Consider the following 14,379-nt stretch of genomic DNA (forward strand, 5'->3'; position numbering starts at 1 on the left):
GCGTCAGCAGGTCGTCGGTCGGGCTCACGACGCGAACTCCTCGTCGATCACGCGGATGGCGCGCGGGGTGGCCGTCACGAAGTCCTTCGAGGCGATCAGCTGGACCGCGCCGTAGAAGCGGGACTCCAGGACCGGGTGGACGACGAGCACGAGGCGCGCGCCGGTGCCGGTGCCCTTCTGGACGACGCTCTTGACGGAGACGCCCTGCAGGCCGAGGACCTGGGCGATCTGCGCGAGCACGCCGGGCCGGTCGGCGACCTCGACGTGCAGGTAGAAGCTGGACTCGACGTCCGCGACGAAGCCGAGCTTGTTCTGCGTCGGCGGCGTCTGGGCGGGCGGGATCATCGCGGAGATCACGTCGCCGATCACGGCGGTCGCGGTCTGCGGGCCGCCGGCACCGGGACCGGACAGGGTGATCTCGGTGATCGCGGGCGACTCGATCGTGACGGCGTTGAACGGTCCGTCCACGGAGGAGAGCGGGTGCCCGGCGTAGAGGAACGCCGGGTGGACGCGGACGGCGAGCTCGTCGCCGATCCGCTCGGCGGTGCCGATCAGGCGCAGCGAGAGGCCGAGCTCGCGGGCGTAGGCGATGTCCTCGGTCGTCAGGTGCTCGATGCCCTCGAACGGCACGTCGGAGAGGTGCACCGGCGTGTCGAACGCCAGGCGGGCGAGGATCGCCATCTTCGCCGCGGCGTCCTTGCCGGAGACGTCGTCGGTCGGGTCGGCCTCGGCGTAGCCCAGGTCCTGGGCCTCCTTCAGCGCCTCCGCGTACGACGCGCCGGTCGCCGCCATCTGGCTGAGGATGAAGTTCGTGGTGCCGTTGACGATGCCGTGCAGGCGGTCGATGTGCTGGCCCGTCAGCGACTCCTGGAGCACGCGGATGACCGGCACGACGCCGGCCACGGCGGCCTCGAAGCGCAGCTGGACCCGGTGCTCGCGGGCGAGCGCCCAGAGCTCCTCGCCGTGCTCGGCCAGGAGCTGCTTGTTCGCGGTGACGACGTGCTTGCCGGCCTCGATCGCCCGCGTGACGTACTCGTGCGCGGGGTGGATGCCGCCCATGACCTCGACGATCAGGTCGGACGAGGCGAGGATCTCGTCGAAGTCCCCGCGGCTCGTCGTCAGCACCCCCGTGACCTCCGGCCGCAGGCCGGTGACGTGGGCGATCGCGTCGGCGCGCTCGGGCAGCAGCAGGTCGACGGCGGAGCCGACGGTGCCGTGGCCGAGGAGGCCGACGCGGAACGGGGCGGGGGCGTCCGACATCGCGCGGGATCATCGCACGGGCCGGTGTGACGGCGGCCTCCGCTCGCGACCGCCGGCACCGTCCCCGCCGGTCACCGGGCGGGCCGTGCGACGCTGGGGTGCGATGCGGGCGATCCTCTCCGACCTCGACGGCACCCTCGTGGACTCGACGCCCGCGGTCCTCCGCGTGTGGCAGGGCTGGATGCGCGACCGGGGGCTGCGGGTCGTGCCGGCGGAGGAGCACCCGCACGGGATCCCCGCCCGCGAGGTCGTCGCGATGCTGGCCCCGCACCTCGACGCGGACGTGGAGGCCGGCGAGCTCGAGCGGCGCGAGATCGCGGACCTGGACGGCGTGCGGCCGCTCCCCGGAGCCACGACCCTGCTGTCGGCCGCCGCGACGTCGACGCTGGATCCGGCGTGGCCGCGCGTCGCGGTCGTGACCTCCTGCACCGGGCCGCTGGCGACCGCCCGCCTGCGCGCGGCCGGCCTGCCGGAGCCGGCGTCGATGGTCACGTCCGAGCGCACGGCGCGGGTGAAGCCGGACCCCGACCCCTACCTGCTCGCCGCCGCGGAGCTCGGGGTCGCGCCCGGGGACTGCGTCGTGCTCGAGGACGCGCCGGCCGGGATCGCCGCCGGGCGCGCCGCGGGGATGCGCGTCGTGGCGGTCCGCTCGGCGCACGAGGAGGGCGCGCTGCGGGACGCCCACGAGGTCGTCGACGACGTCGCGGCGTTCCTGCGCGGAGCCGGTCTCGGAGGCTGACCGGCTCCGGCCGCCGGGCGCGCCGACGGCCGGACGGCACGGTCGCCCCACGGCGGACGCCGACCGGCCGACCGCGCGGCGTCAGACGTCGCGCGACCAGAGCTCGTCGACGCGCTCGCGACGGACGACCACGCGCGACCGCCCCTCGCCGACGAAGACGACCGGCGGGCGGGGCACGCCGTTGTAGGTGTTCGCCATCGCGTACCCGTAGGCCCCGGTCACGGGCGTCACCAGGACGTCGCCCGGGGCCGGCGCGTCGAGCTGCGCGTCCGCCACGAGCACGTCGCTGCTCTCGCAGTGCTTGCCGACCACGCGGCAGGCGGTCGCGCCCGGGGTGCCCCCGACGACGAACCGGTCGGCGATCTGCGCCTCGTAGCCGGCGCCGTAGAGCATCGGGCGCAGGTTGTCGGCCATCCCGCCGTCGACGGCGACCCAGGTCGAGACGTTCCGCTTGACGGTCTGGACGGTGTAGAGCGTGACGCCGCTGCGTCCGACGAGCGACCGCCCGGGCTCGTCGGAGATCCGGACGCGGTCACCGATCAGGTCGCGCACCGCGGCGACCTTCACGCGGGCGTACTCGTCGACGCTCGGGAGCCCGGCCACCTGGTCGGCGGTGTAGGCGACGCCGAGACCGCCGCCGAGGTTGACCTCCCCCACGCCGTCGGCCAGCGGGGCGATCGCGGCGACCGCGCGCCGGAAGACGTCGAGGTCGAAGAGCTGCGAGCCGATGTGGAAGTGCAGGCCGTCGAGCCGCAGCGACGACGACGCCCGGATCCGGTCGATGGCCGCGCGGGTCTCGTCGAGGCCGAGCCCGAACTTCGAGTCGGCCTGGCCGGTCGAGATCCCGTCGTGCGTGTCGCCGCGGACATCGGGCGTGACGCGGATGCTCACGCCCTGGACCAGGCCGTGCTCGCCCGCGATCCGCTCGAGCCGCTCGAGGTCGTCGCCGTTGTCGATCACGACCTGCCGCAGCCCGTGGCCGATCGCGGCCTCCAGCTCGCCGTCGGACTTCGCGTTGCCGTGGAGGTGGATGCGGTCCGGCGAGAAGCCCGCGTTCAGCGCGAGCGCCAGCTCGCCGCCGGACGCGACGTCGCAGCCGAGGCCCTCGGACTCGAGGACGCGCAGCACCGCGGTGCACGGGCACGCCTTGGACGCGAACGAGACGTGCGCACCGGGCGCGTGGGCCTCGAACGCCCGCTGGTAGGCCCGGGCCTGCTCGCGGAGGTCCGGCTCGACGACGACGTAGGCCGGCGTGCCGTGCTCGCGGGCGAGGTCGACGGCGTCGCAGCCGCCGAGCACCAGGTGCCCGCGGTCGTTCAGGGCGCTGCCCCGGGGATAGACGGCGAGCTGGTCGGCGGACATCGCCGCCGGATGATGCCAGTGCCACCCCGACCGGCGGGGCGCGAGGCTACGGGGTGACGGCGGGCGCGGGGACCGTGGGCGTCGTCGGTGCGGTGGTCGTCGTCGGCGCCTGCGTGGAGCCGAGGACACCGGCGAGCCCGTTCCCGAGGCCGCGGAGCGTGTCGCCCAGCGCCTGGCCGAGGCCGGCGACGAGACCGCCGACCAGCGACTCGGGCCCGCCGACGGCGTTCGAGAGCCCGTCGGTCAGCGACCCCGTGACGTCGGCGAGGCCGTGGGTCGTGTCGTCGAGGCTCTTGCCGAGCGCGGCGACCGGGTCCGGTGCCGGCGTGCGGGGCGGGCTCGGCGCCGTCCTGGTCGGGGCCGACGGGCGGGGCGTCGACGGGGTGCGCTTCGTCGGCGTTGCGGTCGCCGTCGACCGCAGCGGGGCGGGGGTCGCGGTCGGCGTCGCGGCGCGGGCGGTGGGCGGCCGCGTGGTGCGCTCGGATGCCGTGCTCGTCGCGTCGCGGCGCGCGGTGCGGCGCACCGGCGCGGGCAGCGCGACGGCGGCGTCGCGGTCCGCCGCGGCGACGAGGCGGGTCGGTGCCTCCGCGGAGTCGCCGCCGACGACCAGCGGGGCGTCGGTGTCGGGCGACGGGACGCTGACGACGCCCGTGCCGCCGAGGACGCCCGCCGCACCGGCGGCGAGGACGACCGCGGCCACGACGGGGAGCGCTCCGAGGCTGACCCCGGGCATGACTGATCCGATCAGGCGCAGGCGGGCCACGTACGTCGCATCGGCAGGAGGAGCGTCCAGCGCGACCCCCACGGGGCCGGACTGGACGAACGTCCGATCAGGCGGCGGCCCGGGTCCGGGCGGCGCGGAGCCGCCACGCGAGCAGCGCACCGCCGACGACCATCATCGCGATGCTCGTCACCTGGGCGGTGGTGAGCCCGAGGTCGACCTCCGGGTTGCGCCGCCAGAACTCGACGACGAACCGCTCGACGCCGGCGAGCACGAGGTAGAGGCCGAACAGCGCACCGGCGGGGAGGCGGTCGCGGAGCTGCCACAGGAGCAGGGCGGCGACCCCCATCACCACCGTCTCGAAGATGGGCGTCGGTAGGACCTCGACGCCGGGGTCGGTCTTCACGGCGCCCTTCGGGTACCCCATCGCCCACGGGGCGTCGGACACGCGGCCGTAGTCTCCGTCGCCCGAGACCTGGCAGCCCACGCGGCCGAGGGCGTACCCCAGGGCCAAGGACGGTGCCGCGGCGTCGAGGAGCTTCGCGTTGAAGTGGCCGCGCCACTTCGCCCAGGCGAGCACGGCGAGCGCGCCGCCGGCCGCACCGCCGTACCAGGTGAGCCCCGAGCCGCCGAAGATCGAGCCGAAGACGTCGCCCTTGGCCTCGGACCAGTTGTCGATCAACCAGTACCCGCGGGCGCCGACGAGGCCGCCGAGCAGCGCGGCGAGCAGGGCCTCCGTGGCCTGGTCCCCGGGCCACCCGACCTCGCGGAAGCGCCGCGCGAGCACCGCTCCGGCCGCCAGGAAGGCGAGCGCGAAGCAGAGCCCGAAGGTCTTGATGGGGAGACCCAGGAGGTCGATCTCGGGCTGCACGCCCGGGAGGCTAGACGGTCAGGGCCTACAGGTAGCCCATCGGGTCCTTCTGGACCCCGTTCACGCGCGTCTCGAAGTGGATGTGGGGCCCGGTGCTGTTGCCGGTGTTCCCGGACGCGGCGATGACCTGGCCCTTGGAGACCTTCTGGCCGACGCTGACGCCGAGCCGCGAGTTGTGGCCATAGCAGGTGGACAGCGAGCCGCCGTGGTCGATGCAGACGTAGTTGCCGTAGCCGCCGACCCAGCCGGCGATGCGCACGGTGCCGGACGCCGCGGCGTGGACCGGCGTGCCGACGGGGACCGCGATGTCGATGCCGCCGTGCAGGCGGCCCCAGCGGTACCCGAACGGCGACGTGAACTGGCCGTTGGCCGGGTAGTCCAGGGCGCCGCTGCCCTTCTTGACCCCGCCCCCGCCGCTCGGCATGCCGGAGAGCTTCGCCTGGATCTTGCTCTCCTCCTTCTCCATGCCCGCGAGGTCCTCCTGGAGGTGGTGCCGGTCGCCGCGGACGCGCTTGAGCAGCGTCTTGCGGGCCGAGCGCGCCTCGTCGTAGGTGCTGCGGGCGCTCACGAGGCGGCCCTTGACCTGCACGACCTCGTCGCGGCGGGACTCGATGCGGTCGTTGACGACGCGCTGCCCCTTCTCGAGCTTCGCGAGCTTCGCCTCGGTGCCGACGGCGTCCGCCTTCGCGGCCTTGACCGCCTCCATCACGCGCTTGTCCTGCGCGCCGATCCGGGCGAGGAACTCGCCGCGCTCGACGAGGTCGGAGAACCCGCGCGCGGAGACGACGACGGAGACGAGGTCGGGCTTGTCCGCCTGGTACAGCTCGACCAGGCGCGCGGCGAGGACCTCGCGCGACTCCTTCAGGCGCGCTCGCAGACGCACGAGCCGTGCGCGCTCGGAGCGCAGGTCGGCCTGCGTCCGCGTCAACTCGGCCTGGCTGCGGTCGAGATCGGCCTGGACGGTGTCCTGCCGGGCCTGCAGCACGTCGATCTTCGACTGCAGCCCGCCGATCTGGGCGCTGTACTTCTGCACGTCCGCGGTGAGGACCCGCTCGCGGCGCTTCTTGGACTCGACCTTGCCCCGGGTCGCCCCGATCTTGCTGCGGAGCCGGTCGAGGCTCTGCTGGGAGGCGGCGTCGGCGTCCGACGGACCGCCCCCGGCGATCCCGGCCGTCGCCAGGCCCGCGGTCACGAGCAGGGCGACGCCCGCGGACGGACGGACGCGTGAAGGACGATGGGGCGCGGACCGGGGCACAGACGTCCGAAGGTACGGCGGACCTCCGGGTCGGGCGAGCGGTGCAACCGCCTTTGCGCACCTTGCCGTCCGGGGCGGGGGCCCCATCGCGGGTGGCGTCCGGGCGCTCGGCGCCGCGTGGCGCCCAAAAACCGGCCTGGCGCAATGCCGCTGGCCGCCGTCGGCGCGAAAGGGGCGCTGAGCGACGAGTAAATCTTGCGCTCCGACGGCGTTCCAGGGGCTCCGCGGGGTCGGCGGTGTGGGACGATGCCCCCATGCCTCGCGGTGCATCGTTCGGAAAGGACCCCGGCCTCCAGGCCCGGATGGTCGGAACCCTCTTCGCACTGGGCCTGCTCTACGTCGTGTTCATGGGCGTGCTGTTCGCCGCCCTCGGCAACGCGGGGCCCGTGATCATCATCTGCCTCGTCTTCCTGCTGTTCCAGTACTTCACGGCGGACAAGCTCGCGCTGCGCTCGATGCACGCCCACGAGGTCACGCCGGAGCAGGCGCCTGAGCTCCACGCCCTCGTCGACCGCCTGTGCCTGCAGGCGGACCTCCCGAAGCCGAAGGTCGCGATCGCCGACGACCGGATGCCCAACGCGTTCGCGATCGGCCGGTCGCGGAAGAGCGCCACGGTCGCCGTGACGACCGGCCTGCTCGAGCTCCTGCCGCCGGCCGAGCTCGAAGGCGTCCTCGCCCACGAGCTGGCCCACATCGCGCACAAGGACGTCGCGGTCATGACGCTCGCGAGCTTCTTCGCGTCGCTCGCCGCGATGATCGTCCAGAACGCCATCTGGTTCGGCGGCGGCGACTCGGACGACGACGACGGCCCCGGCCTGCTCGCGGTGATCGCGGTCTCGGCACTCGTCTACGCGGTCAGCTTCTTCCTCCTGCGCGCGCTGTCGCGCTACCGCGAGTACGCGGCCGACCGCGGCGCAGCCGTCGTGACGGGCCGCCCCAGCGCGCTGGCCGCCGCCCTCGTCCGGATCAGCGACGGGATCGAGCGGACCCCGCAGCAGGACCTCCGCGAGGTCGGTGCGGTCCAGGCCTTCTACATCCTGCCGCCGCGCGCCAAGAGCGCCATCAGCGGGCTGTTCTCCACGCACCCGTCGATGGAGAAGCGGATCGCGGCGCTGCAGAAGATCGAGACCGAGCTCCAGCTCGGCCGGACGGCCTGATCCCGTGGGCTTCCTCGACACCCTGTTCGGCCGGACGAAGACGGTCAAGCAGGTCCGCCCGGACCGCCTGTTCGCGCTGACGACCGCCTCGATCGACCTGGAGACCGCGCACCAGATCGTCACCACGGGCGAGGCCGCGATCGTCTTCCAGCCGCTGGCGACGGGCGACTTCAACGAGATCGCCGACGACGCCGAGGCGATCCTCCGCAGCTCGGGCGAGGACACCGGCACCACCGTCGTGCGCCGCGACGACGACTACGGCTACCGCTGGATGGTGCTCCAGGACCCCGACGTCGACGACCAGGTCATCGGCATCAACGCGGTGATGGAGTCGCTGCAGGCCAGTGGCTACGCCGACCGCGTGCTCTGCGCCGTGTTCGCGTTCCGCGACGAGCGCACGAAGAGCCCCGTGCACCTCGTGTACCTCGCCAAGCGGGGCACGTGGTACCCGTTCGTTCCGGTGCCCGGCCAGACGAAGGAGCGCGGCCGCGAGCGCGAGATGCAGCTCCGCGCGATCCTCGAGCCGATGATGGGCCTGGAGCCCGAGATGGATCGCTGGTACCCCCTCTGGGGCGCGCCGATCGGGGTCTGACCCCGAGGGCGACCCGCCCCGAGAAGCTCGGGGCGGGGCCCGCACCGCGGTCTACGCCTCGGCGGGGTCCGGGACGAGGCCCTCGCCCGTGAACTCCTTGCCGGCCTCCTCGAACGTGAAGTCGTCGGCGGGGATCAGCACGTCGCTGCCGATGAGCTCGTCGTCGGCCAGTGGGGTGCCCTTCTCGCGGACGAACGCCAGGAGCTTCGCGAACTCACGCGCGTAGCCGCCCTCGTCGCCGGCCTCGACGGCCGCCACGACCGCGTCGTCGATGTCGTTGAGCGCGGCGTGCGTGTCGTCCGCCAGGCGGTACTGCTGGTCCATGAAGATCCGGACGATCACGCCTCCTTCTCCTGCTTCTCGGGCGTCGCCGTCGGCTCGGTGGATGCGGTCTCGCCGGCGCCGAGGGCCCCGGCCGGCGCGCTGCCCTGGCCGAGCTCGGCCTTCATGCGCTCGAGCTCGGAGTCGACCTGCGAGCCGGCGGAGAGCTGCTCGAGCTGGCGGTCGATGTCGTCCTTGCCGTCGCCGAGCTCCATGACGTCGCCGAACGTGCCGGCCTCCTCGAGCTCCGCGACCGCGTCGGCGCGGGCCTTCATGTTCTCCGTCTTGTCCACGGCGCGCTGCATCGCCATGCCGACCTCGGCCATGGACTCGCCGACGCCGCTGGCGGCCTCGGAGATCCGGACCTGGGCCTCCGCGGCGTTGTACTGCGCCTTGATGACCTCCTTCTTGGTCCGGAACTGCTCGACCTTCGTGCGGAGCTTCTGCTCCGACGCGATCAGCTGCTGCTGCTGGTTCTCGAGGTCCTGGATCTGGCCGCTGAGGCCCTGCAGCTCGGTCTGGATCAGCGTCTTGCGCTCCAGGGCGACGCGGGCGAGCTCCTCGTTGCCGGCGGCCAGCGCCTGACGCGCCTGGGTGTCGAGCTTGACCATCGACTGCTGCTGCTTGTCGGTCTGCAGCTGGAGGCGCTTCTTCGCCGTGACGACGTCGGCGATGCCCTTCTTGACGTTCTGGAGGTTCTCCAGCTGCTTCTGGTAGCTGTAGTCCAGCGTCTCGCCGGGGTCCTCGGCCTTGTCCAGAACCCGGGACAGCTTCGCTTTGATGGTGGTGGACATGCGGGCGCCGAGACCCATGTGGTGCTCCTCGTGGCGTTCTTGGGGACGATCGCCGGTCAGCCTATCGGTCCTGGATCAACGGTCCGTGAAGTCGTCGCCGCGCCGGGTGTGGCGCGGCAGGACTCGCCCGGGGGCGGACGCGGGGCGTCCTCCCCGCAACGCCTCCGCGACGTGCACCCCGGAACGCCGAGAGGCGCCGCGGTCGCGGCGCCTCTCGGAGCGGGGTGGGCCCGTGGGCCCGGTCGGCGGCGCGGTCCGACGGGCGGACCGGGCGCTCAGAGACCGTTGGGGTGGGTGACGACGTACTTCTTCTCGTCGGTGCGGTTGTCCGGGCGCCACTGCGGGCCGGGCAGACCGCTCGGGTCCTTGGCCGCCGAGGTGTCCAGGCGCAGGCCGGCGATGATCGCGAACGCGTGGCCCGAGTTGCCGAAGACCGAGATCCACTGGCCCTCGCCCGGCAGGCCGTCGTCCCAGGAGTCGTCGAACTCGTAGGACGAGAGCGGCGTCTCGAGCGTGCCCGCGGCGATCAGCGCGTAGGAGACCGTGCCGGAGCAGTCGTAGGCCGAGTCCTCGACCCGGGCGTGGCCGCCGCCGAGGCGGTACGGCTTGCCGACGATCTTGTTCGCGGCGATGACCGCGTTCTGGACCGGGGCCGGGGCCTTGAGCGGGACGCGGGCGAAGTAGGCGGCGCGACCGTCGACGGTCTTGCCCTTGTACCGCTTGGCCTTGATGCCGTTGGTGGTGCGCATCCCGGCGGGGACGGCGACGGCACCGGGTGCCGCGGGGGTCGCCGGCGCGGTGGGCGCGGCCGGGGCCGTCGGCGCCACGCCGCCGGTGGCGGGCGCCGGGGTCGTGCTCTGTGCTGAAGCGGTCGCTGCGGCCCCGGTGAATCCGGTGGCGAGGACAGCCGTCAACGCTATGGCCCGTGAAGTCAAACGCACTGCGTGCTCTCTTTCGTCGGCCTACGGGGTTAGCTGACGGGCTGGCGCAGAAAGAGCAGCGCCCCGACCGGATGACCGGCCGATTAGCCCCAAGAACACGTGGTTCCCCCGCCCACCGGATTCGACTCCGGTGATTCGGCTCCGGGCAGAGTAGCAGGGACCGCGCAAGACGTCGCCCAACCGTGCAACCCGTGGTGCACCGAGCAGGTCATCCGTCACGGTGGGGCACGGCGACGCCCGTGGTGGTCGGAGATCCGTCCATGCAGCCGTGCGGGGCCGGGGTCCGTGTGCGGTCGCGCACGGACCCCGGCAGGACGGATACCGTGCGCCCGATGCGACCGGTCTCCTCCCGCACCCGCCGCGCCGCCACGGCCGTCCTCACGGCCGTCGTGACGGCGACCCTGCTCACCGGTTGCGGCAGCGACGACGACACCTCCCCCTTCACGCCCCCGAAGGGCGACGCCGACGACGCGGCCGCGCTGGGCTACCCGACCGCGGCGACGCGGAACACGACCCGCACCGCCACGAAGGATCCGCTCGTCGCCGCGGCCGCCGACGCCCGGGCCGCGTACCCGAACGGCTCGGACTTCAGCCGCGCGAAGGCCGTGACGCTCGTCGACCGGAACGACTGGCGCGCGGCGCTCGCGGCGACCGCGCTGACCGCGGCCCCGACCACGGCACCGCTCCTCTACACCGACGGGACGAAGCTCCCGGACGTCACGGACAAGGCGATCGCGGCGCTCAAGCCGTCGGGGAGCGACCCGTTCGGCGGGGCCCAGGCCGTCCTCGTCGGCAAGACCGCGCGGCCCGCCGGCCTGCGGACCGCGTCGATCGAGGGCGCGAACCCGTTCGAGCTCGCCCGCGCGATCGACCGTCGGACGACGCAGGCGCGCGGCCGCACCAGCGACCGCGTGCTGGTCGTCAGCGCCGACGACCCGGAGTTCGCGATCCCCGCCGCCGCGTGGCTGGCGAAGTCCGGGGACCCGGTCGCCTTCGTGACGAGCAGGGGGATCCCGGCGGCGACCGCGAAGCAGCTCGCCGCGCACCCGAAGGCCACGCTCTACGTCCTCGGGCCGAGCAAGGTGATCCGCCCGTCCGTCACGAAGCTCCTGCGCAAGTACGGCACGGTCGAGCGTCTCGGCGGGGTGACGCCGGCGGAGAACGCCGTCGGCTTCGCCCGCTACAAGGACGGCGCCTTCGGCTGGAACGTCAACCAGCCGGGGCACGGGTTCCTGATCGCCCGGCAGGACGACACGCTGGGCGCGATCGCGCTCGCACCGCTCGCCGCCTCCGGGCTCCACGGGCCGCTGCTCCTCGTCGACGGCGACCAGGGCGACCTGACCGTCCCCGTGCGCGAGTACCTCCGCGACGTGCGGCAGGGGTACTACCCCGACGACCCCAGCCTCGACGCCACCGGCGTGGCCCGGTACAACCGCGCCTGGCTGACCGGCGACTTCACGCAGATCAGCGCGAAGGTGCAGGCGCAGATCGACACCCTGCTCGAGGTCGCACCGGTCAGCGACTCCGCGAAGGGCAGCCCCGACGGCCTCCCGACGGGCGCGAAGAAGGCCCCGACGCCGACCACGGCCAAGCCGACGACGACGGCACCCACGCCGTCCGCGTCCCCCGCCCGCCCGGGGACGACGACCTCCTCCGGCGCCCCGACGCCGAAGGCGCCGTAGGCGGCGGACCCGCTCCGGCCGCGCGCGCGAGGCCGGAGCGGTACAACAGGGGCATGAGCGAAGCCCAGCGTCCCGACCAGCGCGATCCCGGCGCCGCCGTCACGATCGACGACATCCGCGAGCTCACCGGCGCCGCGACGCCGCACTTCGCCCAGCAGATCCGCAACCGCGTCGCGCGGCTGATCAGCGGCCTGCCGGCCGGGCACCCGGCCCGCACCTTCGGGGAGTCCGAGGTCCGTCGTCTGACCGCGCTGGGGACGAGCGGCGAGGTCCGCGGCGGGCTCGCCCAGCCCGGCATGCCCGGCCTGCCGTCGACGGCCCTCCCCAAGGGCTGAGCCGGCCGCCGCGCCGCCCGCCCCCTCCCGGCCGCCATGCCCGCTCCCGTCCCGCCCCCCGCTCCCGGCCCGACGCTGTGGGAGGCCGTCTCCGGCCTCGCGCTGCAGGTCGACGAGCTCGAGCTGGAGACCCTCGAGCGCCCCACGAAGATGGGCGTCCGCCTGACCACCGTCGTCCACCTGCGGGGTGGCGGCCACGAGGGCGTGGGCGAGGACGTCACCTACGACCCGTTCTCGCACTCGGCGCTGCTCGAGTGGGACGGGCTCCCCGACGTCCGCGGGTCGTGGACGATCGCGTCGTTCAGCGCCGTCTTCGACGGCATCACGCTCTTCCCGACCACGCCCGAGCACGACGTCGACGAGCGGTACCGCCGCTGGGCGTTCGAGTCCGCGGCGCTGGACCTCGCGCTGCGCCAGGCCGGGACGGACTGGAGCACCGCCGTCGGGCGTCCCGTCGGACCGCTGACCTTCGTGTCGTCCCGCGGCGTCGGCGACCCGCCGGACGCCGGGACGATCGACGACCTCCGCCGGCGCTCCCCGGGCCTCGGCATGAAGCTCGACCTGGGCCGCGAGTGGGACGCCGCGTCGATCGCGGCGCTGGCGGACACCGGGGCCGCGACCACCGTCGACCTGAAGGGCCTGTACCGCGGGACGCCGGTGGACGCCCCGATCGACGCCGACCTCTACGCCCTGATCGTCGACGGCCTGCCGGACTCGTGGTTCGAGGACCCGTTCGTCGACGACGCCACGCGTCCCGTGCTGGAGCCGCACGCCGACCGCATGACGTGGGACGTCCCGCTGCACGACGTGGCGGACCTCGACGCGCTGCCGTTCACCCCTGCCGCCGTGAACCTCAAGCCGTCGCGGATCGGGTCGCTGCGCGAGCTGTCCGCCTTCTACGCCGCGTGCGAGGAGCGGGGGATCGGCACGTACTCCGGGGGGCAGACCGAGCTCGGTCCCGGGCGGGGCCAGGCGCAGCTGCTGGCCGCGACCTACCACCCCGACGGCCCGAACGACCTGGCGCCGATGCCGTTCAACGACGTGGACCTCCCCGAGGAGCTCCCCGCCTCCCCGCTGACGCTCGACGTGACCCCCAGCGGCTTCCGGCTCGCGCAGGACGGCTGACCGAGCCCACCGGGGCGGCGGCGGGCGGGTCGCGGTCGCCGCATCCGGCGCGGCGGCGCCGGGCAGCAGACGGGTCGCATCGCGCACCGGAGCGGGCGGATCCACCGTCCGGCACGGGCCCGCTGTCCGGCGCCACAAGGGTGGCGCGGACGTCGGGCCCCCGGAATCCGACGGTCAGTAGGATGCCGCGCTTCCCCGTCTTCGTTCAGCGAACCTGGAACCCCATGTCTGAGACAGTCGCCGTCGCCGGATCCGGCACCATCGCCACCGGCATCGCGGTCACCGCCGCCAAGACCTCGCCCGTGCTGCTCTGGGCGCGCTCGCCCGAGAGCGCCGCCCGCGCGCAGAAGGCCATCGACAAGCAGGCCGCGAAGCTCGAGATCGACGTCTCCGGCGTCACGGTCACCACGAACATCGAGGACCTCGCGAAGGGGACCTACCTGATCGAGGCCGTCTCCGAGGACCACTCCACCAAGAGCGAGGTCTTCGACAAGCTCGAGTCGATCATCCACGAGGGCGCGATCCTCGCCACGACGACGTCGTCGCTCTCGATCGAGAAGCTCGCGGAGGCCTCCGGCATCCACGAGCGCTTCGTCGGCCTGCACGTCTTCAACCCCGTCACGAAGATGGAGCTCATCGAGCTGATCTTCCCGGCGGCGGCCAGCGAGGACACGAAGGAGCGCTCGCGCGCCCTCGCGACGGCCTGGGAGAAGACGGCCGTCGAGATGCCCGACATGCCGGGCTTCGTCGTCAACAAGCTCCTGTTCCCGTTCCTGTTCTCCGCCGTGGAGCTCAAGGAGGAGAGCGGCCTCTCCGCCAAGGACATCGACGCCTGCATGCAGCTCGGCGCCGGCCAGCCGATGGGGCCGTTCGCGCTGCTCGACTTCGTCGGGCTCGACGTCTCGAAGGCCATCGGCGAGGTCATCGGCGCGGACGTCCCGCCGGCGCTCGAGGCGCTCGTCGCCGAGGGCAAGCTCGGCCGGAAGTCCGGCGAGGGCTTCCTCGACTGGTCCCGCTGAGGGACCACCCGTCCAGCCGGCCCGGCCGGTCGCAGCAGCCGAGGGCCCGCACCGCGGGCCCTCGCTCGTTCCGGGCCCCGGACGAACAAATGACCCCGAGGAGCGAGCTCCTCGGGGTCATCCGTGCGTGTGTGTGGTGGTCGGGCGACGAATCGCCCTTCCTATGTTGGTACAGCGCCGTCCCGGGCACTGCACCATGTTGTCC

Annotated in this window: 15 protein-coding genes and 1 riboswitch; of the genes, 7 read left to right on the forward strand and 8 right to left on the reverse strand. The window is 73.6% G+C overall.

All coding sequences use genetic code 11. From position 1 onward, the window contains the following. Positions 1-24: 24 nt before the first annotated feature. Positions 25-1,260: a homoserine dehydrogenase gene (locus tag PATMI_RS0124625; RefSeq protein WP_026912831.1), complete on the reverse strand. Its 1,236-nt coding sequence runs from the start codon at positions 1,258-1,260 to the stop codon at positions 25-27. Positions 1,261-1,363: 103 nt separating this feature from the next. On the opposite strand from PATMI_RS0124625, the gene PATMI_RS33105 reads away from it, so the two are divergent. Then, entirely contained in the window at positions 1,364-1,999 is a 636-nt protein-coding gene (locus PATMI_RS33105) for an HAD-IA family hydrolase (protein ID WP_036726390.1), read from the forward strand. Positions 2,000-2,080: 81 nt separating this feature from the next. On the opposite strand, the gene lysA is transcribed toward PATMI_RS33105, so the two are convergent. The 4 genes from lysA to PATMI_RS38050 form a co-directional block, all read right to left on the reverse strand. Then, complete coding sequence (gene lysA / locus PATMI_RS0124635) at positions 2,081-3,361, reverse strand: diaminopimelate decarboxylase (protein ID WP_026912832.1); 1,281 nt, start codon at positions 3,359-3,361, stop codon at positions 2,081-2,083. Positions 3,362-3,407: 46 nt separating this feature from the next. Beyond that, the gene (locus PATMI_RS0124640) at positions 3,408-4,094 is read right to left on the reverse strand and encodes a hypothetical protein (RefSeq protein WP_157260968.1); all 687 of its coding nucleotides are present in this window, start codon (positions 4,092-4,094) and stop codon (positions 3,408-3,410) included. Positions 4,095-4,191: 97 nt separating this feature from the next. After that, positions 4,192-4,953: a prolipoprotein diacylglyceryl transferase gene (locus PATMI_RS33110; RefSeq protein ID WP_036726392.1), complete on the reverse strand. Its 762-nt coding sequence runs from the start codon at positions 4,951-4,953 to the stop codon at positions 4,192-4,194. 25 nt (positions 4,954-4,978) lie between these two features. Continuing rightward, positions 4,979-6,208 carry a murein hydrolase activator EnvC family protein gene (locus PATMI_RS38050; RefSeq protein ID WP_051472251.1) on the reverse strand — a complete coding sequence of 410 codons (1,230 nt, stop codon included), beginning with the start codon at positions 6,206-6,208 and terminating at the stop codon, positions 4,979-4,981. Positions 6,209-6,462: 254 nt separating this feature from the next. Between PATMI_RS38050 and htpX the strand changes: the two genes are divergently transcribed. After that, entirely contained in the window at positions 6,463-7,365 is a 903-nt protein-coding gene (gene htpX, locus PATMI_RS0124655) for a zinc metalloprotease HtpX (RefSeq protein ID WP_026912834.1), read from the forward strand. A gap of 4 nt (positions 7,366-7,369) precedes the next feature. Then, positions 7,370-7,957 (forward strand): PspA-associated protein PspAB, encoded by a 588-nt coding sequence (gene pspAB / locus PATMI_RS0124660; protein ID WP_026912835.1) that lies wholly within the window; start codon positions 7,370-7,372, stop codon positions 7,955-7,957. Positions 7,958-8,008: 51 nt separating this feature from the next. Here the strand turns inward: pspAB and pspAA are convergent, their stop codons facing one another. The 3 genes from pspAA to PATMI_RS33120 all read right to left on the reverse strand — a co-directional run bounded on the left by pspAA (position 8,009) and on the right by PATMI_RS33120 (position 9,986). Then, the gene (gene pspAA, locus PATMI_RS0124665; RefSeq protein WP_026912836.1) at positions 8,009-8,299 is read right to left on the reverse strand and encodes a PspA-associated protein PspAA; all 291 of its coding nucleotides are present in this window, start codon (positions 8,297-8,299) and stop codon (positions 8,009-8,011) included. Continuing rightward, positions 8,296-9,090 carry a PspA/IM30 family protein gene (locus PATMI_RS0124670; RefSeq protein WP_026912837.1) on the reverse strand — a complete coding sequence of 265 codons (795 nt, stop codon included), beginning with the start codon at positions 9,088-9,090 and terminating at the stop codon, positions 8,296-8,298. The genes pspAA and PATMI_RS0124670 overlap by 4 nt, the downstream gene beginning before the upstream one ends. A 257-nt stretch (positions 9,091-9,347) precedes the next feature. Next, positions 9,348-9,986: a C40 family peptidase gene (locus PATMI_RS33120; RefSeq protein ID WP_157260969.1), complete on the reverse strand. Its 639-nt coding sequence runs from the start codon at positions 9,984-9,986 to the stop codon at positions 9,348-9,350. A 30-nt stretch (positions 9,987-10,016) separates the two neighbouring features. Beyond that, positions 10,017-10,164: riboswitch (cyclic di-AMP (ydaO/yuaA leader) on the reverse strand. 181 nt (positions 10,165-10,345) lie between these two features. Between PATMI_RS33120 and PATMI_RS0124680 the strand changes: the two genes are divergently transcribed. From PATMI_RS0124680 to PATMI_RS0124695, 4 genes are all read left to right on the forward strand, one after another. Then, the gene (locus PATMI_RS0124680; RefSeq protein ID WP_026912838.1) at positions 10,346-11,695 is read left to right on the forward strand and encodes a hypothetical protein; all 1,350 of its coding nucleotides are present in this window, start codon (positions 10,346-10,348) and stop codon (positions 11,693-11,695) included. A 53-nt stretch (positions 11,696-11,748) separates the two neighbouring features. After that, on the forward strand, positions 11,749-12,030 hold the full coding sequence (locus tag PATMI_RS0124685; RefSeq protein ID WP_026912839.1) for a hypothetical protein: 282 nt from the start codon (positions 11,749-11,751) through the stop codon (positions 12,028-12,030). 36 nt (positions 12,031-12,066) lie between these two features. Continuing rightward, positions 12,067-13,155, forward strand: coding sequence for an enolase-like domain-containing protein (locus tag PATMI_RS0124690; protein WP_026912840.1), 1,089 nt, complete (start codon positions 12,067-12,069; stop codon positions 13,153-13,155). Between the two features lie 224 nt (positions 13,156-13,379). Continuing rightward, the gene (locus PATMI_RS0124695) at positions 13,380-14,174 is read left to right on the forward strand and encodes a 3-hydroxyacyl-CoA dehydrogenase family protein (protein ID WP_026912841.1); all 795 of its coding nucleotides are present in this window, start codon (positions 13,380-13,382) and stop codon (positions 14,172-14,174) included. Positions 14,175-14,379 lie beyond the last annotated feature (205 nt).

Origin of the sequence: Patulibacter minatonensis DSM 18081, from assembly GCF_000519325.1 — a bacterium.
Lineage (GTDB): Bacteria > Actinomycetota > Thermoleophilia > Solirubrobacterales > Solirubrobacteraceae > Patulibacter > Patulibacter minatonensis.

Bases quoted from the DNA above. Each gene is read 5' to 3' on its own strand.
- PATMI_RS0124690 (WP_026912840.1), top strand. From the start codon at position 12,067: ATGCCCGCTCCCGTCCCGCCCCCCGCTCCCGGCCCGACGCTGTGGGAG.
- PATMI_RS33105 (WP_036726390.1), top strand. From the start codon at position 1,364: ATGCGGGCGATCCTCTCCGACCTCGACGGCACCCTCGTGGACTCGACG.
- htpX (WP_026912834.1), top strand. From the start codon at position 6,463: ATGCCTCGCGGTGCATCGTTCGGAAAGGACCCCGGCCTCCAGGCCCGG.
- PATMI_RS0124680 (WP_026912838.1), top strand. From the start codon at position 10,346: ATGCGACCGGTCTCCTCCCGCACCCGCCGCGCCGCCACGGCCGTCCTC.
- PATMI_RS0124695 (WP_026912841.1), top strand. From the start codon at position 13,380: ATGTCTGAGACAGTCGCCGTCGCCGGATCCGGCACCATCGCCACCGGC.
- lysA (WP_026912832.1), bottom strand. From the start codon at position 3,361: ATGTCCGCCGACCAGCTCGCCGTCTATCCCCGGGGCAGCGCCCTGAAC.
- PATMI_RS0124640 (WP_157260968.1), bottom strand. From the start codon at position 4,094: ATGCCCGGGGTCAGCCTCGGAGCGCTCCCCGTCGTGGCCGCGGTCGTC.
- PATMI_RS0124625 (WP_026912831.1), bottom strand. From the start codon at position 1,260: ATGTCGGACGCCCCCGCCCCGTTCCGCGTCGGCCTCCTCGGCCACGGC.
- PATMI_RS0124670 (WP_026912837.1), bottom strand. From the start codon at position 9,090: ATGGGTCTCGGCGCCCGCATGTCCACCACCATCAAAGCGAAGCTGTCC.
- PATMI_RS0124685 (WP_026912839.1), top strand. From the start codon at position 11,749: ATGAGCGAAGCCCAGCGTCCCGACCAGCGCGATCCCGGCGCCGCCGTC.